The following is a 22,685-nucleotide window of genomic DNA, read 5'->3' as shown; positions in this document are numbered from 1 at the left end:
TCAGATTATACCGTGATGCCAAGTCGAAGCCTGTCGTATTTCTATAGTTTTAGGCGCGTTGACTGTTATGAATTCGGGACAGTCAACCAATGTGTCCGGGTAAATTCCTCAAAAATCCAGCGGCCATTAAAACGACCCAATCCTGAATTTTTCTCGCCGCCAAAGGGTGCATTTGACTGATCTGCAACACTAATACCATTAATATGCGTCATACCAATATCCAGTTGTGCGGCAAAAGCAGTGCCTCGCTCGATGTTTGAAGTACATACTGCGCTGGATAAACCAAACTCGGTCGCATTGGCCAAATTTAAAGCATGTGCTTCATCCCGGGCTTTTAAGATAGGTAAAATTGGACCGAAGCTTTCTTGCTGCGCCAGATCGGAATCTTCCGCGACATCAATAAAAATATGTGGATAGACCAGATTCCCTTCAATTCCTCCTTCATACACCAGTTGCGCGCTCTGCTCACTGCCTGTTTGAATGATCTGTTGATGCTTTTCAACCTGACTCTGGTTAATGATCGGACCGATCACGGTATCTTCCAGATTTGGATCACCCACCGGAATCATTTTGATCCGATCCAGAAGCTTATCTACGTAAGCATCATGAATAGAGGTATCAACAATGACCCGATTGGTACTCATGCAAATTTGTCCCTGATGCATAAAACGCCCCATCAGCGTTAGTTCAACCGCAAGATCAAGATCGGCATCATCCAGAATGACCAAAGGTGCATTGCCACCCAGTTCGAGTGCCAGACGCTTGATTCGGGAACTGGCCAAGGCTTTACTGCCGACACTTTTCCCCACTTCAGTCGAACCGGTAAATGAAATCATTTTCGGCACTGAATGCTCAACAAAATAATCCCCGATTTCACTACCAGCCCCGGCAACAATATTCAGTGCACCTGCAGGCAAACCTGCCTCTTCAAATAATTTACCGATTAAGGTGCCGCCAGTCACTGGTGTATCACTGGCTGGCTTCAGCACAACGGTATTACCACAGGCAATTGCAGTTGCCACTGAACGTAAGGATAAATGAAATGGAAAGTTCCATGGACTAATGACAGCAATCACGCCTAAGGGCTTGCGCAAAACCATACTTTTACGTGCCGGATCCTTACTTTCCAGCTGTTCTGTTTGGATCCAGTCTGGAAAAGCCAGACTTTCCTGAATGATGCCCAGAGCAGCATCCACCTCAACGCCGGCTTTAATGCGCGTACTGCCTGATTCAATAATGAGCCAGTCAATGATTTCGTCCCGACGCTGCTGAATGATCGCGATTAAATTTTGCAGCACTGTTTTACGTACTTCAATGGATTTCAAGCCCCCCTGCTGGAAAGCCTGCTCTGCTGCGGTATAAGCACTGTCGACATCGACAGAACTGGCAGCTGGCATACTAAAAATTTCGCTCTGGGTATAGGGGTTGATATTTTTTATTGTTCTGGTTGAAGTACCGGCTTGCCACTGACCATGAATAAACTGCTGGTCTAAATTTTGATATACCGTTGTCATTTTATTGTTTCCTCGCATGCTTTGCCCCACTTTAAAAGTTCGGCTGGAAAATTTCTAGTCAGAACGACAGCGGCTTACCATTAGACAATAAAAAAGCCTCCGAAGAGGCTTTTTTAAGCTAGACAGGATTAATCACCTGTATAACCTTTTAACTTTAAACGCGCTGCATGTAGAAGCGGCTCGGTATAACCTGATGGCTGCTCACCACCTTTAAAGATCAGGTCAGATGCTGCCTGGAATGCAATATTGTTGGCAAAGTCAGCAGACATTGGCGTATACAGTGGATCATTGGCATTTTGCTCATCCACAATTTTCGCCATACGTTGCATGACTTCTTCTACCTGTTCACGACTTACGATACCGTGACGCAACCAGTTCGCAACATGTTGTGAAGAAATACGTAAAGTCGCACGGTCTTCCATTAAACCGACATCATTGATGTCTGGAACTTTAGAACAACCTACACCCAAATCTACCCAGCGAACCACATAACCTAAAATACCTTGACAGTTATTTTCGAGTTCTTTGGTTTTTTCTTCTTCTGACCAGTTAGTGTCTTTCGCCAATGGCGGTGTCAACAAATCATCTAGAGATAAAGGCTGAGTCGACAATAGTTCTTGCTGACGGTCTGCAACATTAATTTGATGATAGTGAATCGCGTGAATCACCGCACCTGTAGGTGATGGAACCCATGCACAGCTCGCACCTGCTTCAGGATGTTCAGTTTTGGTTTTGTACATGTCAAGCAGCATGTCTGGCTTTGGCCACATGCCTTTACCGATTTGTGCTTTGCCACGTAAACCTGCTTGCAGACCGATCATCACGTTACGGTTTTCATAAGCCGGGAACCAGATTTGGCCTTTTACTTCGCCTTTACGAACGAATGGACCAGCTTCCATAAAGGTATGGATTTCATCACCGGTACGGTCCATGAAACCTGTATTGATGAAGATGGTACGATCTTTGGCTTGTGCAATACAGTTCTTCAAGTTCACAGAAGTACGGCGTTCTTCATCCATAATCCCGATTTTTAAAGTTTTTGCAGGTAAGCCTAGTGCCTGTTCTGCACGTTCAAACAATTCAACGGCAAATGCCACTTCTTCAGGACCATGCATTTTCGGCTTAACGATATACATTGAACCTTGACGCGAGTTCTTGATCGTGTTTTCACCTTTGATGTCTGCAAAAGACAACAATGGCGTAACCAATGCATCCATGATGCCTTCATAGATTTCTGCGCCATCTACCAGAATCGCAGGGTTTGTCATTAAATGACCAACATTACGCAGCAACATCAATGAACGGCCGTGAACTTTAGTTTCACCACCTTCTACATTTTTGAAAGTACGGTCTTCATTCAGTTTACGGGTAACAGTTTTACCGTTTTTCTCAATAGACTCTTCTAAAGTACCTTTCATCAGGCCTAACCAGTTACGGTAGCCTTCTACTTTCTCTTCAGCATCAACAGCTGCAATCGAGTCTTCCAAGTCCTGAATGGTCGTAACCGCAGCTTCAAGAACTACATCTTTTACACCAGCGGCATCAGTTTGGCCAATCGGGCTGCTGGCATCAATTTGCACAATAGCGTGCAGGCCATTATTTTTAAATACGATTTCAGTCGGTGCTGAAGCTTCGCCATTGTAGCCAACGAATTTAGCTGCATCTGCCACAGTTGTTTTTGAACCGTCTTTTAGGGTAACAACCAGTGCATTAGCTTCAACTGCGTATTGAGTTGCATCTGCATGCGAACCTTGTGCCAATGGGAAAGTTTCGTCGAGGAAATTCTTTGCAAATGCGACAACTTTTTCACCACGTTTCGGGTTATAGCCTTTGCCTTTTTCCGCGCCATCTTCTTCAGAGATGACATCGAAGCCATAAAGTGCATCGTACAAAGAACCCCAACGTGCGTTTGCAGCGTTCAAGCAGTAACGTGCATTACGTACTGGTACCACCAACTGTGGACCTGCCAGTATTGCAATTTCTTCATCTACATTTTCAGTGCTGATTTGAAAATCTTCTACTTCTGGTAACAAGTAGCCAATTTCAGTCAAGAAAGCTTTGTAAGCTTGTAATTCAAATGTGTTATTGCGGTGCCATTCATCAATTTTCGCCTGAATGTCATCACGCTTAGCCAAAAGTGCTTTATTTTTAGGGCTAAGATCAACAACGACTTGTTCAAAGTTTTTCCAGTATGTTTCGCTGTCTAAACCAGAACCTGGTAGTGCTTCATTTTCGATGAAATCGTAAAGTTCTTTAGCAATCGCTAACTTGCCTTTTTGAATACGTGCAGTCATTGTCTTTCCTGATATTGCTACTTTTTATACAAGAGATTCTAGTATACCGATTAAAATCTAGCTGAATAGTATTATCACATTGCTAAATACTGAGCATTTTTTCCAATATGAATACCCTCATAAACATATTTGATATTTCTCAGTTACAAATAGATATCATTCTGCTAAATACCCTAATGACAGTGTATAAAGTTTTCGAAATGTAGAAATTAGACTTAAGTTCAGATTTTCGAGTAAAAATTATGCATTCTAGTTATACACGATCATATTTAGATCAAGATTAAGCCATGTTTGATCAGGCTTGTCGATAATTTAAGTACCTATTTTTATAAAAAAAGCGCCAGTAAATAACCAGCGCTTTTATTCTTACTCTCCGTTCACGGAGGCGATTTTCTCAATCTGGCGATGTTCAGAATTCAGGTATTCATCCGACTGCATTTCCAGCAAACGGGAACGGGTCCGTTCAATTTCAAAGGCCAGTTTTTCACCTTGATAAATATCCACGATATTATCTTCTGAGGTTAAGAGTAACTTGACGCCACGGTCATAAAATTCATCGACCAGATAAATAAAACGGCGCGTTCCATCATTCAGGAAATCGGTCAGATGCGGTACATTACTCACCAAAACCGTATTATAAATATTGGCGATTTCAATAAAATCAGCCGGACTGCGTGGCTTTAAACACAGTTCAGAAAATTCACACCACAATACATCTTCAGTATGTGACACGGTTTCAACAATACGGTTGTTGATAATAATTGGCTCTTCAGAACAGGTCTGAGTCTGGGTCAAAGCGCTAAAACGTTGAGCAATCCAGTTTTTATGATCATGTGTTAACGGGAATTTAAACAGTTGTGCCTGTTTCAAAACCCGTAGACGGTAATCGACTCCGGCATCGACATTTAAGACCACACAGTTTTTCTTGACCAGTTCGATGGTAGGCATAAAACGGTCACGGTGAATGCCGTTCTTATATAAACCGTCCGGTGCGATATTCGAAGTAGCGACCAAGGTGATACCACGTTCAAACAGCTTCTGGAACAGATCGCTCAGGATCATTGCATCCGTCACGTTAGACACAAAAAATTCATCAAAACAGATGATGACCGCTTCTTTATAAATTCGATCCGCCACGATATCTAGCGGATTACGCTGTCCGGATAATTTGTTTAACTCACGATGCACATGCTGCATAAAATGATGAAAATGCATCCGGGTTTTACGACGAAACGGAATCGAATCGTAAAACTGATCCATCAACCAAGTTTTGCCACGCCCTACTCCACCCCACATATAGACGCCTTTCGGAGACGTCTGACGGCGAAAGCGGCGAAATGCTTTTTTTGATGCCTTAAAACGCTGAATCAATTCCAGCCAGACACGATTCAGTTCATGTACTGCCATTGCCTGTGCTTCATCAGGCATAAACTGTCCTGAAGAGATCGCTTGCGCATAACGTTCTGCAGGAGAAATCGGACTAAAAGCGGTGCTGTGCTGTGAATTAAAATCGGACATAGAATTTCGTACTATTTGGGATCAATTTAATTATAGCGGAGTTTAATCAACACGCTATAACACTTTGGCATAAACTAACTTAGGCTATTTTATATATTGCCGAGGACTTTGCCCAAACCAGCGTTTAAAGGCATGGTTAAAAGCGGCCGGCTCGGAATAGCCTAATAATTCTGCAATCATTTCAATCGAATACTGTTTATATTCAATCAGTCGCAAAGCCTTATCTTTAATAATTTCTTCGCGAATCTGCTTATAACTGGTATCACACTGCTGTAACTGATGCCGCAAGGTTCTTTCCGGAATATTCAACGCCTGTGCCGTTTCAGCCATGCTCGGCATCAGGCCGCTTTGGATTTCCAGATAATCCTGCACACGCTGCACCACAGTCGGCGTCTGCTCATCCTGTTGCAAACGCTCCAGTTCAGCCAGACATTTGGCTTCATAGACGGCAAAAGTGACCGCATCTGCAGAAGGAATTTTAATATCCAACACTGCTTCATCAAACCAGAATGCTGCCCGAGATGCATCAAACTGTACCTGTGTTCCATAATAATCATGATAGACCTTTAAGGTATTCAGATCTTCTGGATAGGCAAATGGCAACTCGATCCGCAAATCAGGTTTGGATAAGCCCATCAATTTGTAAATTTCCCGGATAAACTTAAACGTTCCGGAAATCTCCGCCTGTGCCAGCAGCATCCCCAAATGATCATCCTGCTGCTTTGCTCGATAACACAGCGCGCTATGATGCTCGCTTTGCTGCAAGGCCAACTGACCGGTCAAATGCGTCAACTGCTGAAAACGGATCACCTGATTCAGTGCATCGCGTACTGTAGGACTGGTCACCAGCAACATGAGTAAGGGACCATAACCTGCCAAGGCATAATGCTGACCAATCAATAATCCCTGTTCAGGTTGGATTTCCTGTCCCACCACCTTAAGCACATCATGTTCCAGACTCGGATGGATCACCGAGCTTGGATCAAAGGCATCTACACGCAACCCAATGTTTTGCAGTTTCTGATCGACCTGCATGCCAGCCTTACGCATCCCTTGAATCAAATACATCAGACTGAGAACAGAACGTTTCATAACCATACAAATACAATGTGCTTGCACTAGTTGTACTATAAAAATAATGTGTCGGCTATTGCCGTTTAGATCAATTTTCTATCTAATCATCAAGGAGCGAATTACGATAAATATCCAACATTAAAATAAACAAGGAATGTACGAATGCTAGATCATGCCACTGTCACACGCTCCCACGCTCATACCAAAGTTGCCATTATTGGAGCCGGTTTCGGCGGTATTGCCATGGCAATACGTTTACAGCAACAGGGTATTGATGATTTTATTATTCTGGAAAAAGGGAGCGATTTTGGTGGAACCTGGCGGGACAATCAGTACCCTGGAGCAGCCTGTGATGTGCAATCACATTTATATTCCTTGTCATTTGCACCGAAAAGCAATTGGTCCAAGCGTTATGCAGAAGCACCCGAGATATTTTCTTATATTCAGGATCTGGCGACCGATTATAACCTGCGTGCTTTTTGCCGTTTAAATACTGAAGTTCTGGCAGCACATTACCAGGCAGAACGCTGTCTATGGCAATTACAGCTTCAGGATCAAAGTATCCTTGAAGCCCAGTTCGTTATCTTCGCTTCTGGGCCATTGCATATTCCCCAAATCCCACATATTCCCGGTATTGAGAAATTCCAGGGTAAAGTCTTTCATTCTGCGCAATGGGATCACACTTATGATGTAACTGACAAAAATGTTGCTTCAATCGGGACAGGTGGCAGTGCCATTCAATATATTCCGGAAATTGCCCCGCAATGCAAACATCTGTATGTCATGCAACGTACTGCAGCCTGGATCATTCCCCGAGATGAACGTGCCTATCCGAATCTTGAAAAGAAGCTCTTTAAAAAATATGACTGGTTTAGAAAGCTACACCGTGCCCGCCTGTATTGGTCAAATGAATCGCGTGTGGTACCGATTGTCAAACCTGGCATTATGAAATTCACCCAAAAACTGGCGGAACTATTCATTAAATATGAGGTAAAAAATCCTGAATTGGCCAAAAAACTGACCCCCGACTACATCATGGGCTGTAAACGCATTCTGGTCTCGAATAAATACTTCCCGACTTTTAACCGTACCAATGTAGAACTGGTGACCGAGAAGATTCAGGAACTGACTGAACACAGTATCATTACACAAGATGGAAAAGAACGGCCGATTGACTGCCTGATTTATGGCACCGGATTCATTACCGATCCACGCATCTATATGAAGAATTTTCAATGTACCGGGCTCCATGGCTTAGAACTGAATGAAGTCTGGAAACAAGGCGCTGAAAGTTATTATGGAATTTGCATGAAAGACTTTCCAAACCTGTTTCAGTTACTGGGACCAAATATCCTATTGGCGCACAACTCTGTGATTTTTATGATTGAGGCACAAGTCGAATATATTTTGCAGTTGATGCAACTGGTCGATCAATCCCAAAGCGATGCCATCATGGTCAAAGATCAGGCACAAAATACATTTAATCAGCAGGTGCAACACATGTTTGAAAAGACCGTGTGGCAATCTGGCTGTGTCAGCTGGTATCAGCAGGAAGGCAGCAAGAACTTTGCCTTATGGCCAACTTATACCTGGAAATACTGGCTCAAAACAAAAAAGCCAAATGCCGCAGATTATCGATTATTGAATAAAGTCGCCTAAAAGCTTTTTACCATCTGACATCAAGCGGTGGCATAATTTATAGGTAATTTTTTCAATCCATTAAACTTATGCAATCGCTTTGGCTTATCTTTCAGCTTCTATTCTGTCTAGCACTCGGTTTTGCCATGGCAAAACGAATTCCACTTTCGATTATTAAAATCTGTTTCAAGCTATTGCCCTATTTTAGCTATGTTTTATTGATTGCGATTGCCTTTGAATTTTCACAACTGGTAGATGAATTACAGCATCCCCTACAGATTCTAAGTACGTCGATCAGTATTGCCTTTCTGACTTCGCTCGGTGCTTTTGCATTTTGTTATCTACTATTTAAATGGGCAGGTTATCTTCCGAGTTCAGGCCGAGTCTCCGTCGACCTGGTACTTAAATCCTTGCTGAATATGAGCTATGCCTTTTTGGCTCTCGCAGGTGGATATTGTTTACATGCGGGCTTGAATCTGTTTGATCTATCCTTGCAAATCAGCACCTGGCATTTGTTGCTGGTATTTATGTTCATGATTGGCCTGGATCTGGCTTATTCACCTTTAGATCGTTCCTGGTTAAATTTTAAAATTCTCTTAGTTCCGATTGGTTGTATTTTTGGTTCATTATTTGCAGTCATGCTTTATTCATTCTGGAATACAGACATCAGTCTAAAAGATTTGATCATGCTGTCACAAGGCTATGGATTTTACTCAATGTCAGGTGTTGTCGTAACAGAACTCAGAAATGCAGAACTCGGCAGTATCGCGCTAATGAATGACCTCTTTAGAGAAATTTTTGCCATCTTACTCATGTATTGTATGGGCTGGAGATACCCAAGATCCGCCATTTCCGCAGCGGGTGCAACTGCGATGGATGTGACTCTACCGATGGTTAAACAGGCCTGTGGGCATGATTTTATTCCACATGCCATGGTCAGTGGTTTTATTTTGTCACTGTTAGCACCAGTCATGGTGAGTGTACTGGCAGCGATTTAATTACTTTATCACTTTCTCAATCTCACTAAATTCCTCTTTTATAAAGAGGAACTCTCCTCCCTGATTCAGTTTAAAAGCAGAATTTTAAAACGAAGCACAAGCAAGTAGGCCGAGAGGGCTGACTAAAAACTTAAATCAATATCACTTAAGGCATCGCCTACTGTTTCAATAACATCCGAAGCAAGACTGATGGCATCAGATGCCAAACTGACCACATCGATCCCCGCTGTCCGATCTGCTGAGCTTGCCTGCTGTTGTTGCTATTCTTGTTGCTTAAGCTGTTCTGCCTGTTGAATATTTTGAATCACGTCATTCTGTACTTTTTCTAATTGTGGTTCAGATGAAGTCATCATTTTTCCTTTTTATTTTATAACCATTTTTTCAATATATAAAAAAAGCCTTTCGACTGAAAGGCTTTTTGTCATTCAAACCATATTAAAGCGTTGCCAGAATATCTTTTAAGGTTTGGCGCATATTTTTAGACTGGGTAATCGGGCGACCAATTACCAGATGTGTTGAGCCATCTAGCATTGCCTGTTTCGGTGTCACAATACGTTTCTGGTCATCTGCATTCGACCCTTCTGGACGAATGCCGGGTGTCACCAATGCAAAGTCTTTTCCAATCGTTTCACGTAACATTTTCGCTTCTTGAGCTGAGCACACCACACCATCGAGACCACTCTCTTTGGTCAGTTGTGCCAGACGTTTTACATGCTCATTTGGCTCAATATCCAGACCAATATCTTTTAAGTCTTCACGGCCCATTGAGGTAAGAACTGTGACGGCAATCAACTGAGTCTTATAATTACCTGCTTGCAAACGCTCTACACAGGTTTCCATCATCTTACGGCCACCTGAGGCATGTACATTCACCATCCATACACCCAAATCTGCTGCTGCGCATACAGCCTGTGCTGTTGTATTTGGAATATCATGAAATTTCAGATCCAGAAATACATCAAAGCCCTTATCTTGAAGCGCTTTGACAATGATTGGACCTTCATGGGTAAATAACTCTTTACCAACTTTTAGTCGACACAAGGCAGGATCTAGCTGTTCTGCAATGGCTAAGGCATCAAATTGGCTTTTGGCATCTAGTGCGACGATGATACTCAAGAGATTACCCCTTCATATAGGCAAAAAATAAGCCCATTATAATGGGCTTTGATTTTCATTGGTAATATCTAATACAGTTTTTTCATGCCGGGTATGGGCTGCTGCTTCAGCGGCCATTAACTTGGCTGTATTCAACTGTTCCTTACGTAGATGTTCAATGTCTTTACGCAGTCGTTTAATTTCCCAATTCGTCTGAAAAACCCGGAAGATCTGAACGCCCAATAAGAGGCCTAAAACGACACCTAAAGATAACGTGAGGAGAAGTAATAATCCCAGGCGCATTGCGGGAACTTGAGTAAATAACAAGTCCACTGACAATTCGGTACCGTTTTGCAGAACTAAAGCTAATGAATAACCAAACAGTACCAATAAAAGAATGACCAGAACGTAACGCATGAACACCCCGTAAAATATTTACAATTATTTTTGTGCAGACTCGTTCACAGCGTCACGAAGTGCCTTGCCTGGTTTAAAGTGTGGAACTGCTTTTGCAGCAACTTCTACAGATTTACCAGTTTTAGGGTTACGGCCTACGCGCGGTTCACGGTGATGCAATGCAAAACTACCAAATCCACGAATCTCGATACGATTGTCAGTTGATAAAGCTTCTATCATTTGATCGATCATAATTTTAACTGCTTCTTCCACTAAAGGCTCAGCCAAATGCGGATTTTTTAACGCAATACGCTCTATTAAGTCAGACTTATTAAGTGCTTCAGTAGTCATCTGCGACCTCTTTAATTATCAAGCTACTTGGGATCTATTTCCCGATAATAACCTGTTTAAATACAAAACGGTAGCGCAATAATTAAATACTACGCTACCGTTTACAGTATTTGTATAAAAAGTATTAGTTAACTTACATTAACAATACAATTCAAACGCTTACTTAGTTGCCCATTTGAGCTTTGATCAGGTCACCAATTGTCTTAGGACCATTGTCTTGACCAGCAGGAGCTGTTTTCAAGTTAGCAACTGCTTCTTTCTCTTCAGCTTCGTCTTTCGCTTTGATAGACAAGTTGATTGCGCGAGATTTACGATCTACGTTGATGATCTTCGCTTCAACCTCTTGACCAACTTCAAGGAACTTAGTTGCATCTTCAACGCGATCGCGGTTGATTTCAGATGCTTTCAAAGTCGCTTCAACTTCGTCAGCTAACTTAACAGTAGCGCCTTTAGCGTCAACTGCAGTTACAGTACCTTTAACCAACGCACCGCGTTCGTTAGCAGCAAGGAAGTCATTGAACGGATCGTTGTTCATTTGCTTGATGCCAAGGCTGATACGGTTGCCTTCAGCGTCTACAGAAAGGATAACCGCTTCAACAGTGTCGCCTTTCTTGTAACGACGAATCGCTTCTTCGCCTTGTTCGTTCCAAGAAATATCAGACAAATGAACTAGACCGTCGATACCGCCTGGTAAACCGATGAAGATACCGAAGTCAGTGATAGATTTGATCGTACCAGAAACTTTTTCGCCTTTGTCGTGATCTTTAGCAAACTCTTCCCATGGGTTAGCACGAGTTTGTTTGATACCCAAAGAAATACGACGACGTTCTTCATCAACTTCAAGAACCATAACATCAACTTCGTCACCAATCTGAACAACTTTAGATGGGTGGATGTTTTTGTTCGTGTGATCCATTTCTGAAACGTGTACTAAACCTTCAACGCCTTCAGCGATTTCAGCGAAACAACCATAGTCAGTCAGGTTAGTTACGCGCGCTTTAACGATTGAACCTTTAGGGTAACGGTTCATGATCGCTAACCATGGATCTTCGCCAAGTTGTTTAAGACCTAGAGAAACACGGTTACGTTCGCGGTCGAATTTAAGTACTTTAACAGTAACTTCTTGACCAACTTCAACAACTTCTGAAGGGTGCTTGATACGTTTCCAAGCCATGTCAGTGATGTGAAGAAGACCATCAATACCGCCAAGGTCAACGAATGCGCCGTAGTCAGTAAGATTTTTGATAGTACCAGTAACTGTTTGACCTTCTTCAAGCTGAGCAAGAAGAGCTTCACGGTCAGCTGAAGATTCAGCTTCCATAACAGCACGACGTGAAACAACAACGTTGTTACGTTTAGCGTCAAGTTTGATTACTTTGAATTCTAACTCTTTGCCTTCTAGGTGAGTAGTATCACGAATAGGACGAGTATCAACTAAAGAACCTGGAAGGAACGCACGTACTGGACCGATGTCAACAGTGAAACCACCTTTAACTTTACCAGAGATAACACCAGTAACGATTTCGCCGTCTTCAAAGATTTTTTCAAGTTTAGTCCAAGTTTCTGCGCGTTTAGCTTTTTCGCGAGAAAGAACTGTTTGACCCATACCGTTGTCAAGTGCTTCAACAACTACGTCTACAGTATCGCCAACTTGAACTTCAAGTTCGCGCTGTTCATTTAAGAATTCAGCACGGTCAACAACGCCTTCAGATTTAAGGCCAGTGTCAACAGTTACCCAATCAGAGTCAATGCTTACTACAACGCCCTGGATAACTGCACCCTTTTCAACGTTGAGGTTTAATTCGCTTGCTTCAAAGAGGGCTGCAAAAGATTCGGTCATGATATTTCCGATAAAGTCAGCGGTCTTGGATCAGACAAGGCCGGTTTAATTAAGCATCTACATAGTCCATATAAAACTGATCAAGCTATGCGTTTGCTGATAAAATTGGGTTAATTTGCTAACTGCTGATCCACATAAGTGGTCATCAGCTGGAATACTTCATCGATATTCAAATCTGAACTATCAATAATGTAAGCATCATCCGCAGGCTTGAGTGGAGCGACGGCGCGTTCCGTATCTCGTTTATCGCGAGCGATGATATTAGCTAAAATGTCGCTTATTTTAACATCCAGTCCCATGCCCTGCAACTGCTTTACACGTCTTTGCGCGCGTGATTCAGCCGAGGCCGTCAAATATATTTTTGCCTGGGCCTGCGGGAAGATACTTGTTGCCATATCACGTCCATCTGCCACCAGACCAGGCGCCTGTGCAAAGGCATGCTGACGTGAAACCATCGCTGTTCTAAGCTCAGGAATTGTTGCAACTTTTGAAGCAAACTCTCCTACTCGTTCAGTGCGAATGGTTTGGGACACGTCTTCACCATCCAGCCATACCTGCACCCCAGTGTCGGTACTGACAAACTGAATATCTAAATTTGTTGCGATTTGTACGCATTCTGGCAATTTCGTGTCTAGCGAATCCAGCAAATCATGGTGATGCAATGACAAACCCAAAAGGCGGTATAAAGCACCAGAATCCAATAAGTGAAACTGATAATGTGCAGCCAGTTTCGCTGCTAACGTGCCCTTGCCAGACCCACTTGGACCATCAATGGTAATAATTTGAACTGTCATTGCTTTCCCGTTGTTGTTTAAACAGATTTTGCGAGTTTTGTCAGGCCTAGTTTAATCGCTGCCTGTAACTGTGCAAGGATTAATTTACTCACAAAAGGCGCACGTGCCTGCAATTCAATCGTATAAGTTACTAACGTTTTGTTATCAGCCAGTGCTTCAAATTCAATAATGCCTAAATGATGCTTGATCAATGGATTTTTAACAATCTGATATTCGATGCGATTATTTGGCTCGAACAAGGTAATTTGTTCTTTCAGCGGCTTCACTGGCCCCATACCCATTGCACGTACTGAACCGAGTCCATCAGGATATTCAGCATCCGCAGAATCCTTGATTCGTTCGACCTGCATCGGTGCGAAGGCAATATTATAGGTGGCATGCTTGGACATCAAATTGAAGACATCATCAAGGGCTGCTGGGAATTCTTTTTTTACTTGGATGCTGTTCATTATTGTTCCTGAAGATTGCAGATATTTGAAAGTGGGAAAATTTTAGCGGATAAAGTAAATTTACTTCTGCGTATTTAATAACTTTTCTTGTAACTTGAATTGTCGTTTCTGCTCGCGACGCAACTTAAAAAATGCACTGAGCTGTTCAGAGCATTGCTGCTGCATGCAGCCTGCCTGGAAAGAAAATACGTGATTATAATAACCGGTTTCAAACAGTTGACGCGCACTCACCAGTGAACCTGCTTTCGCTTCAAATGCGCCAAATACTACCCGTGAAACCCGTGAATGCACCAGCGCACCAACACACATGGTGCACGGCTCTAAAGTCACATAAAGCACTGCATCATCAGGTAAACGATAATTCTGGATATTTTGACAGGCATCACGCAGCGCCACAATCTCGGCATGCGCGGTCGGATCATTTAAAGAAATCGGCGCATTAAAGCCCTGACCAATGATCTGATTCTGACTAACAATAATCGCACCCACCGGAATTTCGCCCTGTGCGGCAGCAAGTGCAGCCTGCGCATAGGCAAGCTGCATCCAGTATTCATCGCTCAATTGTGTTTCGGACATGTAAAACTTAAATCACACCATACTGTTTTAGCAAGGCATTCCAGCTTTCAATATTGGTCACCGGAGGGTTTGCAGACAAAATACCTTTTAAGCTCATATCTGCACCCTTTTTCCATGCAGGAGAAAGGTCTTTATCCACCAGACGTGCGCGCACACCTTCGACAAAGTCATGATGACGGATTTTCCAGTCTGAGATCTGAACTTCCAGTTCGAAAACTTCATTCCAGGAATGTATCTGCTTACCCCATTGCCACAATAGCCAGGTCAAGGCTGCAGTAGTTGGCGAACCTTTTTTCAGGTTTTCACTGGCCTGACGCAACCAGTCACTACGCGCATCACTCAGGCCAATAATCGACTCATAATCATGCTCAAAGTTGATACCACGGCAAACACTATGAATCACATCCAAGGAGTTTTGCAACGGTCCCGGGCCGACCGGACGGTGCATACTATTCAGGGTATCATCAATGGCACGAAAGTCACCTGCAGGATAATGCTCCCAGTCGATATTAATCACTTTATCCAAAACTGAATCACGCTGTGCATCACAAATATGCGTTGCCCAGCCAATCCCATAAGCGCCCGCAGCGGTCATGATCGAACCGGTCAAGCCAGTAAATAGACCAATCGCACCACGATCTGCTAAGAAGCGGGTTGCACCCACGTCTGGATACAAACCGATATTGATTTCAGGCATTGCCAAACGTGAATATGGCGTCACTAAACGGAAAGGCGCCGCCATAAACAAGCCCAAGCCACCACCCATCACATAACCTTCACCCCAGACTAAAACGGGTTTGGCATAATTATGCAGTAACAGATCGAGTGCATATTCTTGTTCAAAGAATTTATTGGCAGCCGCGACTTCATCATTAATCACTAACTGACGCAGCTTACGCACATCCCCACCCGCACAGAACGCTTTCGGTGTGGTTGAATCCAGCCAGATGGCTTTGACGCTATCATCATGATGAAAGTCCTGAAATACTTCCAGAAGTGCGGAAGCAATCGATTCATCGAGAGCATGCAAAGATTTCGGGCGATTTAAACGAACGATACGCCAACCATTGTGCGCTTCTTCAACAATCAAATCCGGATGATAATGTTTAGTAAGGGGAGAATATTTCATGCGTCCAGCTGCCAATCTATAGGCTCAATGCCATGTTGTTTGAGGTAGTTATTCGATTTTGAAAATACTTTACAACCAAAAAAACCACCACGGTTTGCTGCCAAAGGCGATGGATGTGCTGCCTTTAACACGAGATGCTTGTCTTGATTAATGCGCTGTCCTTTACGCTGTGCGTATGCGCCCCAAAGAATAAAGACAATATGTTCACGCTGTTCATTTAATACATCAATGACGTGATCGGTAAATTCTTCCCAACCGCGCTTTTGATGCGAAGTCGGCTGACCTGCTTCTACGGTCAGTACTGCATTTAACAGAAGCACACCCTGCTCTGCCCAATGTGTCAAGTCACCATGCTTCGGTCTTTCAACCCCGAGATCAGCATGTAACTCATGAAAAATATTACGCAAAGATGGTGGTAATGCAACCCCCTTTTGCACGGAAAAGCTTAATCCATGCGCCTGATTTGGGCCATGATAAGGATCTTGCCCTAAAATTACCACTTTTACCCGATCTAGCGGCGTGGTATTTAACGCATTAAAAATCAGATGATTGGGAGGATAAATGATTTTATCTGCTTTTTTTTCTTCAACGAGAAATGCTTTTAATTCATCCATTTTCGGACTGAGCAAAAATTCACTCAATCCATATTTCCAGCTTTCATCCAGCTGAACTTTATTCAGCTTGGCCAGTTGCTGTTCATTTAAAGACATTCTTCAATCCTAAATCTATGTCAATGGATTTAAAGTCACGCAGACTTTAAATCTGTACCTGTAAATCTACTGTAGGGTTATGAAATGGTGTGCCCTGTTTGAGCTTGGCAAACATGTCCGGATCTGTCCATTCAGCCTGCACTTGTTCAGAGAACTCAAGTTGCTCCAGACTAAGGATGCCCATTTGTTCATTTTGAATATCTTCTAAAAAGCTTTGTGCATAGCCGGTGTCGGTTTCATGCACAATCACAGAATAGACTTCGACATCGCCTTCACCATTTTGAGTCACGGTCGATGCCAGCACCTGCTGTGCCAGAAAGAAGAAAATACGTGAAAACTGTTCTGCTGATGGCGATACCGGCAAAGACACCCAGCGCGCACTGAAATTCTTGCAGGCCTGAATATATTCCGGATCGTCATTTTTCCAAAAGCAGATGGCATGATCGAAAGAATCAAAGAAATCCTTAATCACACCTTTAAGCAGACCAAAGTCATAGACCATTTGACCATGATCTAGCTTCGAGGCTTTTAGCAATAACTCGACTTTATAACTATGGCCATGGATCGAACGCTTACAGCGATCTGACGTGCAGTTACGCACAATATGAGCATTCTCAAACTTAAATAACTTACGAATTAACATATGCCGTAATGTCGTCAAAAAATAGGTGAATTAATTTTGATTATAAAGCAAAAGTAAAGCTTTGAGGATTAATTTTGCTGTTTAGCATGATAGGAAAAAGGCATCAGCCCGGCATTTGCGCTTATCCAGCCTGTACAACTCATGAGCTAAAATTAAAATGGCGCCATGCTACGGTAAGCGACATAAACCTGTTTGTCCTGACGAACCAGATCGCTGCTAAACTGGCGCTTACGCTCACTTAAAACCACTTCGATTCGGGCTTTAAAATAATTGGATTGCACCCCAAGCAGACTGTTAAACAAATTACGCCTGTCCGCATCGACCTGAGCGAAAGGCTCCAGTGACCACAGATCAGTCACATTGGAAAAGTGCTCCAAATTGGCCTGACGCTGATCCAGCAATTGCTGCACTGCATTCACATCCAGCTTTTCATCCATACTAGCCAAAAGAAAAGCTGAAGCGGTATTAATATTGACCAGGCTCTCCTGCACCGGTGCAGTACTCAGATAAGGTGCTATCAGCTTATATTTATTCTCTTCAAAACCGCGTACCAGCTTTAATTCTTCTACGCTGTGAAATTTTGCATTCGGTGGCAAAGCAGCATTGGGCAAGCTCTGATAATAGTTAGATTCGGCGCCCATGCCCCCACTGACCAGCTCGTCTGCATCCTGCCAGTCAATGACTGCTTCACTGAGCTGTTCCGGCAAACTGGCACGTTTTAGAATCAGCTCGAACCATGCTTTGGCATTTTCATTGACTGCGCCTTCGGCAGTAATCAGGCTATTTAAATTAAACTTGCCTGATTCATCCTGTATTATTCCGGAGACATAACCGTCATCTACCGGAAAAGCTGGCATGGGCTGCGCCCAGGTTTCCTGCAGATGGTCGACCTCTGCGGCATTTTCAGCATCATCGACCAGCAATTCAGAAAAAAAGGCCTCGGCACTTTTGGCATACATAAGGGACTGGTTTTGTCGCATCAAATAAGCAGTGCTTTCAGCAGTTGCAGCCTGACGTTGGGCAATCGTGGCAGCCAAAATAGTCGCTAGCGCTACCATCACCAGAATGGTAATCAGTGCAATGCCCTGCTGCTGCTTGATCATGATCGCTTTCTTCATTTTCATTTCTTATTATTCTGAGCTGGGTTGAACGGTGTTCTGAGTATCAAGCAAAAAGTCAGTATTTAATAAACTAAACATCCATTCATAACTGACGCCATTCACAGTTAAATTGATTTTAATCCCTTTAGGCAAACGCTGTTTATGCTCTAACTGATTCAGATCAGCAGAAGTATCCGGCCATTGCGTGAGTTCATTCGGATTAAGTACGACGATCTGGAATTGTTCGACTTCCGACAATAAAACACTGGATTCGGGCTGATCTTGACCGGTCTGATTCAGATTCCGGTATTTCAAGCGATAAAGTTTCTGCTCATCGGCTCGATACTGATATTCAATGCGTTCATCTGGGGAAATTCCTTCTTCCAAAGGGTCAGTTACCCCAGTTTTACTGAAATTAAAGCGTCCGTTCTGCAGCACCAGAGCCGGTTGAATATCCCCATTGATATTGGCCGTTAAGGGCACTGCCTGTACGGTATCTCGCAGAATCTGCTGATAGGTTTGCTGTAGCTGACCTAAACGCTGCTCATGAATCACATTCTGATCTTTGGTTTTGACAATATAATCAAAAACTTTCCAACCCAAAGCAGACAGCACCGCAAAGATCGCAATTGCGACCATTAATTCAACCAGGGTAAATCCTTTAGGCTTCATGGAGTATTGTTCATGCGATGATTAAAGAACATCAGGTTACTGATGCCAGACTCAACCTGACCACTGTCCTGATTAACCAGACTCACCTGCAATTCGATTCGCTGCACATTGGGACTGACCGTCGGTTCGCTGCGCTTGTCAATCTGCCAAGTTTCACCTTGCTGGGTCAGCTGTTTAGAAGCCGTACCCTCCATCCATTCCTGATTGATTTCCATTTGTGCCACTTCATTTAAAGCAACAAACTGTGCTTTGGTACGTAGAATAGCATTCGAGGTCGACTGGGTATATTGCATTGCGACTTTGGTCAGGGTCATGGCTGCGGTCGCAAAAATTGCCAAGGCCACCATAACTTCCAACAAAGTAAAACCTGAGGCACGATTAAGTCGAGTAACACTCGACCTGAGCGACATTGTCGCGCAAGAAAGTCCGATAGCAGCGCAAGACGAAGTCCTATGCTTGCAGCACACATGATCAAATCCATGAACACTCGCCTTAAACAACTTGATTACACCAGACCCAGCGCTCTGCTTGAAATATCTAGATTTCATTGATTTTACCCAAATGATCAATCTCAATCGCAGCACCCACTTCACGGTCTTCTAAAAAGAACTGAATCCGCACCGGTTTGACTTCACCATTGCCGAGCCAGATCAATTGAGGTGAATTTGCCTGAGTCAGATCACGGTTTTGTGCCTTGGCGTAACGCTGCTGTTCCAGTGCCTGAATCTGAAAGGAAACATGATCAGGCAAACTGCGCAATTTAAAATCTGCATAACTTTGCCATTTCTCATTTTGCAGGTTCTGTTCAGTCTGCGCTGCTGAACGATATTCTATAATTCCATAACGAAATGGCGTGACATCTGTTGCTGGCTGAACGTCAAGCGCGAGTATTCTAGACTGGTCATTGGCCTCGCGTAGCACCCGTTGCAAGTCTACTAATAAAATTTCCCGTGCCTGCATTGCTTTGCGCTGATCGACACCACTGGTATTGAGTAGCACTAGTGAAGCCATAATCCCCATAATCACAATCACCACCATCAATTCGATTAAGGTAAAGCCACGAACTGCACTGTGAGGTGATCTGATCATAGGACAACCTTAGACAAACTGGTCGGCAGAATGCACCTGCTTGGGCAAAGCCAGCGCCTGATCGATATAGGCCACACGCAAGGTATCGCGTGAACCCAAGTAACGCTGATAGAAACTGGAATTGAGAATTGCGGCTGCACCATGGGTCAGCGACCAGATCGACGCTAGATAATCGCGTACCGACATGCGGCTGTTGATCGATGCCAGATAAGTTTCTGTCATACGGATAATCAGGCGTAAACGCTGTTTACGCACCTGATAAAGTTCGCTAAACAGGTGCTGGATTCCAACCCCAGTCGTCGACAGGCGTTCTTCAATCTGATGAAACAGCACGGTTCGTTCCGGATGATGTAAATGATGCAGCATAAAGAAGGCCAGATGTTCAGGAAAGGCTTTATCGCTATCCTGAATCATTTCCAGCAACATGCGCTCATTACGGATAATCAGCAGCATGTACAGCTCATCTTTACTCTGAAAATGTTTATAAAGTGTCCCTTTGGCCAGATCAAGCTCGGCAGCCAGCGCATCTAGCGTCATTCCTGCTTCACCATTTTCCAACAGGAGCTGTTCTGCAACTTGAAAAATCAAGGTTTCTCTTGCTCGAAACTGAGCCTGACGATCCATCTTCACCCTATAAACTCTCTTTGTACTTTATATAACTTTATTTACTTTAAATTCAGAAGATTTTCAAAGTTCTGCTTTGTGATAAAAGCCATTTCTTCTAGCGACTTATCATATACATCGCAAAGCGCTTTGGCTACATAAGGAACGTATTTAGGCTCATTAGATTTGCCACGATACGGCATTGGCGCAAGATAAGGACTATCGGTTTCAATCAGCACACGATCCAGCGGAACCTGTTTGGCGACATCACGCAGATCCTGCGCATTTTTAAATGAAACAATTCCGGAAAATGACACATAATAGCCGCAATCCAGTACTGCTTTAGCGGTTTCCCAGTCCTCGGTAAAACAGTGCAGGATGCCATGCGTAGATTTTTCCGCGCGAATAATATCGACGGTATCATGCTTGGCGGAACGGGTATGAACGACTACAGGTTTTTTGGTGATTTGTGACGCATGGATATGCCGGGCGAAACAGGCTTTTTGCTCTGCAATAAAATCGGTACTGTGATAGTAGTCCAGACCTGTTTCACCGAGTGCCCAGACTTTCTCCGGTTGCGCCAGTTCGACCAGATATTCAGTCGTGGCACGCGCCATGGTTGCAGCATCTTCGCAAGGATGTACGCCAACGGTATATCCGACATCTGCATGACGCGCGGCAATTTTGGCCAGCTCGATATGATCATCCAGATCGACCGAGATACTCATGAATTTGGAAACACCGGCTTCACGAGCCTGAGCCAATGCCTGATCCAGATCACCATGATATGGTGTCAAATCAAGCAGGGTTAAATGACAATGAGTATCTACAAACACGATGCGTTCCTACCAAGGGTAAATTAACTACATAGTGTAACTTTTACGTCCTTCAGATTTAAGACCTGCAACCAGACGATCTGCTTCATTTTTAAAATAAACGCCTTTTTCACCGCTTAACTGGATGCCAAAGCCTTGTGGCTTGATGCCATTCTGCTTTTGCGAGACCCAGATGACTTTACCGGTTAAAGGAATTTTCTGGGTCTGGTCAGGCAAAGTCGTCAATACAAAAACCTCTTCGCCCAATTTGACCGGTTGCTTGGAAGGAATAAAAAGCCCACCACCCACAACATAAGGCATATAGCTGGCAAACAGTGTTTCGATGTCAGGAATAGTAGCCTGAATAATACCGCCCATACGTGGTTGCATGTGATTTCCCCTTAATTAAAGATTCATCAGCCTGATAAACAATTCATCGATGACCAGATTGCTTTGGACATTCTGTTCGAGGTATTGCTTGGCTTGCTGAAAATCCTCATAAATTTTAAAAAGTGCTTCTAATGAATATTGTTCGGCAAGTACATTGAATTCAAGGTCAATGTTTTTCACCGTCTGATTTAGCTTGACACAAATTAAATCGGACAACAAGTATTCAAATATTTGAGCAAATTCACCAAAATTCAGGTTTTTATTCCATTTGGTCGCAATTGCCATCGGCATATTTTTTTGCATGACCAGTTTTTGCCAGTCTTGCAGGAATTCCTGACGTAGTGGCAGCCAGGCACTTTGTGCAACCTCTAGTGCCTGTAACGGCATCTGATTGGACAGGTTCATCAATAACTGTTGTTGGCTAGCACCTGCATCTGGGAGCTGATTCTGGACATAATCGCTAAATTGTTCTGCGGAAATCCGGTCCAAAGCAAAATGCTGCAAACGACTGCGTATAGTCGCGGGCAATTTTAAATAATGATTCGCCAGTAAAATAATGACCGTATTATCACCGGGTTCTTCCAGTGTTTTGAGTAAGGCATTGGCAGAGGCAATATTCAAGGCTTCTGCCGGCTCAATCACAATCACGCGCCAGCCATCTACAGTCTGTTGCACAAAAGGCAGCAGATCGCGAATCTTCTCGATCTTGATTTTGGCATTCTGTTTTTTATTGTCGTCATCGGTACTGATATGCACATAGTTGGGATGGGTGTCTGCCTTTAACCATTGACAGCTACTGCATTCACCACATGGCCCGGCAGGCTGACGATTCAGGCATAACACCCAAGCCAGAAACTGTTGGGTAAACGCTTCTTTACCACAGCCTTTTTTTCCATAAAACAATAAACCATGTCCAAGCTTGGGAAAGCGCCCGGTCAGGGTTTCCCAAACCTGTTGCTGCCATGGATAGATATGTGCATTGACATCAAAAGGCATG

24 protein-coding genes are annotated in these 22,685 nt (G+C 43.5%); 2 read left to right on the top strand and 22 right to left on the bottom strand.

Annotated elements, in window-relative coordinates:
• Positions 1-65: 65 nt before the first annotated feature.
• From PV763_RS02670 to PV763_RS02655, 4 genes are all read right to left on the bottom strand, one after another.
• Positions 66-1,514 carry an aldehyde dehydrogenase family protein gene (locus PV763_RS02670; RefSeq protein ID WP_005247307.1) on the bottom strand — a complete coding sequence of 483 codons (1,449 nt, stop codon included), beginning with the start codon at positions 1,512-1,514 and terminating at the stop codon, positions 66-68.
• Positions 1,515-1,642: 128 nt separating this feature from the next.
• Positions 1,643-3,808 carry a malate synthase G gene (locus tag PV763_RS02665; protein WP_004278846.1) on the bottom strand — a complete coding sequence of 722 codons (2,166 nt, stop codon included), beginning with the start codon at positions 3,806-3,808 and terminating at the stop codon, positions 1,643-1,645.
• Between the two features lie 366 nt (positions 3,809-4,174).
• Positions 4,175-5,326, bottom strand: coding sequence for a cell division protein ZapE (gene zapE, locus PV763_RS02660; protein WP_005252217.1), 1,152 nt, complete (start codon positions 5,324-5,326; stop codon positions 4,175-4,177).
• 84 nt (positions 5,327-5,410) lie between these two features.
• The gene (locus PV763_RS02655) at positions 5,411-6,418 is read right to left on the bottom strand and encodes an AraC family transcriptional regulator ligand-binding domain-containing protein (RefSeq protein WP_314136422.1); all 1,008 of its coding nucleotides are present in this window, start codon (positions 6,416-6,418) and stop codon (positions 5,411-5,413) included.
• A 144-nt stretch (positions 6,419-6,562) separates the two neighbouring features.
• Between PV763_RS02655 and PV763_RS02650 the strand changes: the two genes are divergently transcribed.
• Both PV763_RS02650 and PV763_RS02645 read left to right on the top strand, forming a co-directional pair.
• A complete protein-coding gene (locus PV763_RS02650) occupies positions 6,563-8,059 on the top strand; it encodes an NAD(P)/FAD-dependent oxidoreductase (RefSeq protein ID WP_314136423.1) in 1,497 nt (498 codons plus the stop codon).
• Positions 8,060-8,127: 68 nt separating this feature from the next.
• Positions 8,128-9,036, top strand: a complete 909-nt coding sequence (locus PV763_RS02645; protein ID WP_216986152.1) for a lysine exporter LysO family protein — start codon at positions 8,128-8,130, stop codon at positions 9,034-9,036.
• Between the two features lie 435 nt (positions 9,037-9,471).
• Here the strand turns inward: PV763_RS02645 and pyrF are convergent, their stop codons facing one another.
• The 18 genes from pyrF to PV763_RS02555 form a co-directional block, all read right to left on the bottom strand.
• Entirely contained in the window at positions 9,472-10,152 is a 681-nt protein-coding gene (gene pyrF / locus PV763_RS02640; RefSeq protein WP_216986153.1) for an orotidine-5'-phosphate decarboxylase, read from the bottom strand.
• A gap of 36 nt (positions 10,153-10,188) precedes the next feature.
• On the bottom strand, positions 10,189-10,548 hold the full coding sequence (locus tag PV763_RS02635; protein WP_004278852.1) for a lipopolysaccharide assembly protein LapA domain-containing protein: 360 nt from the start codon (positions 10,546-10,548) through the stop codon (positions 10,189-10,191).
• Positions 10,549-10,572: 24 nt separating this feature from the next.
• Positions 10,573-10,878, bottom strand: coding sequence for an integration host factor subunit beta (locus PV763_RS02630; protein ID WP_004278853.1), 306 nt, complete (start codon positions 10,876-10,878; stop codon positions 10,573-10,575).
• Between the two features lie 163 nt (positions 10,879-11,041).
• Complete coding sequence (gene rpsA / locus PV763_RS02625; RefSeq protein WP_004278854.1) at positions 11,042-12,718, bottom strand: 30S ribosomal protein S1; 1,677 nt, start codon at positions 12,716-12,718, stop codon at positions 11,042-11,044.
• A gap of 110 nt (positions 12,719-12,828) precedes the next feature.
• Positions 12,829-13,512, bottom strand: coding sequence for a (d)CMP kinase (gene cmk, locus PV763_RS02620; protein ID WP_216986155.1), 684 nt, complete (start codon positions 13,510-13,512; stop codon positions 12,829-12,831).
• Positions 13,513-13,529: 17 nt separating this feature from the next.
• Positions 13,530-13,961: an SRPBCC family protein gene (locus PV763_RS02615; protein WP_216986156.1), complete on the bottom strand. Its 432-nt coding sequence runs from the start codon at positions 13,959-13,961 to the stop codon at positions 13,530-13,532.
• Between the two features lie 60 nt (positions 13,962-14,021).
• Entirely contained in the window at positions 14,022-14,537 is a 516-nt protein-coding gene (gene tadA, locus PV763_RS02610) for a tRNA adenosine(34) deaminase TadA (protein ID WP_114541085.1), read from the bottom strand.
• A gap of 7 nt (positions 14,538-14,544) precedes the next feature.
• A complete protein-coding gene (locus tag PV763_RS02605) occupies positions 14,545-15,666 on the bottom strand; it encodes an enoyl-CoA hydratase/isomerase family protein (RefSeq protein ID WP_216986157.1) in 1,122 nt (373 codons plus the stop codon).
• A complete protein-coding gene (ung, locus tag PV763_RS02600) occupies positions 15,663-16,376 on the bottom strand; it encodes a uracil-DNA glycosylase (protein WP_004731474.1) in 714 nt (237 codons plus the stop codon). The genes PV763_RS02605 and ung overlap by 4 nt, the downstream gene beginning before the upstream one ends.
• Before the next feature lie 46 nt (positions 16,377-16,422).
• The gene (locus PV763_RS02595; RefSeq protein WP_044109536.1) at positions 16,423-17,019 is read right to left on the bottom strand and encodes a 6-pyruvoyl trahydropterin synthase family protein; all 597 of its coding nucleotides are present in this window, start codon (positions 17,017-17,019) and stop codon (positions 16,423-16,425) included.
• Positions 17,020-17,171: 152 nt separating this feature from the next.
• Positions 17,172-18,143 carry a type II secretion system minor pseudopilin GspK gene (gene gspK, locus PV763_RS02590; RefSeq protein ID WP_216986158.1) on the bottom strand — a complete coding sequence of 324 codons (972 nt, stop codon included), beginning with the start codon at positions 18,141-18,143 and terminating at the stop codon, positions 17,172-17,174.
• A 6-nt stretch (positions 18,144-18,149) separates the two neighbouring features.
• Positions 18,150-18,791 (bottom strand): type II secretion system minor pseudopilin GspJ, encoded by a 642-nt coding sequence (gene gspJ / locus PV763_RS02585; RefSeq protein WP_216986159.1) that lies wholly within the window; start codon positions 18,789-18,791, stop codon positions 18,150-18,152.
• Positions 18,788-19,339, bottom strand: coding sequence for a type II secretion system minor pseudopilin GspI (gene gspI, locus PV763_RS02580; protein ID WP_373687389.1), 552 nt, complete (start codon positions 19,337-19,339; stop codon positions 18,788-18,790). Before gspI ends, gspJ begins: the two co-directional genes overlap by 4 nt.
• Entirely contained in the window at positions 19,329-19,880 is a 552-nt protein-coding gene (locus PV763_RS02575; protein WP_216986160.1) for a type II secretion system protein, read from the bottom strand. The genes gspI and PV763_RS02575 overlap by 11 nt, the downstream gene beginning before the upstream one ends.
• A gap of 9 nt (positions 19,881-19,889) precedes the next feature.
• Positions 19,890-20,504: a TetR/AcrR family transcriptional regulator gene (locus PV763_RS02570; protein WP_004278873.1), complete on the bottom strand. Its 615-nt coding sequence runs from the start codon at positions 20,502-20,504 to the stop codon at positions 19,890-19,892.
• A 41-nt stretch (positions 20,505-20,545) separates the two neighbouring features.
• A complete protein-coding gene (locus PV763_RS02565; RefSeq protein WP_005106566.1) occupies positions 20,546-21,319 on the bottom strand; it encodes a TatD family hydrolase in 774 nt (257 codons plus the stop codon).
• A 27-nt stretch (positions 21,320-21,346) separates the two neighbouring features.
• On the bottom strand, positions 21,347-21,688 hold the full coding sequence (locus tag PV763_RS02560) for a PilZ domain-containing protein (RefSeq protein ID WP_004645468.1): 342 nt from the start codon (positions 21,686-21,688) through the stop codon (positions 21,347-21,349).
• Positions 21,689-21,703: 15 nt separating this feature from the next.
• Positions 21,704-22,684, bottom strand: a complete 981-nt coding sequence (locus PV763_RS02555) for a DNA polymerase III subunit delta' C-terminal domain-containing protein (RefSeq protein WP_314136437.1) — start codon at positions 22,682-22,684, stop codon at positions 21,704-21,706.
• Between the last annotated feature and the right edge of the window lies 1 nt (position 22,685).

The sequence above is a fragment of the Acinetobacter sp. AS5 genome, from assembly GCF_048957595.1.
Lineage (GTDB): Bacteria > Pseudomonadota > Gammaproteobacteria > Pseudomonadales > Moraxellaceae > Acinetobacter.
The sequence above is the reverse complement of the archived record's forward strand: the minus strand, read 5'-3'. Positions and strand labels throughout refer to the sequence as shown.